1 protein-coding gene is annotated in these 282 nt (G+C 67.7%); it reads right to left on the bottom strand.

Going from position 1 to position 282, the window contains the following annotated elements:
- On the bottom strand, window positions 1-241 hold a 241-nt coding region (locus FLQ44_RS08270), incomplete at its 3' end, for a flagellar basal body protein (protein WP_240801220.1).
- Window positions 242-282: the final 41 nt, after the last annotated feature.

Genomic DNA, 282 nt, shown 5'->3' with positions numbered 1-282 from the left:
TGCGGCCGGTCTGGCTGAGGGCGCCCTGGCCGAAATCGCGGCCCACGCCGTTGTCCAGCACGAAGCTGGCCGAGGGGCGAATGCCATGGTTGCGCGCCCGCTGACCGATCTCGGTTCCGACCATCAGCTGCTCCACCTTGAAGCCGGTGGTGTCGGCGTTGGCGATGTTGTTGGCGACGATGTCCAGCTCGCGACGAAGCGTCATCTGGCGGGACAGGGCGACATAGGCGGCGTTTTCCACGGGCGACTCCTTGCCTCCAGTCCCGAGCAAGGGGCGGGCCA

It is taken from the genome of Vogesella mureinivorans (assembly GCF_007644035.1).
Lineage (GTDB): Bacteria > Pseudomonadota > Gammaproteobacteria > Burkholderiales > Chromobacteriaceae > Vogesella > Vogesella mureinivorans.
Note: the sequence above shows the minus strand (reverse complement) of the source record. Positions and strands in the feature narration are given on the sequence as shown.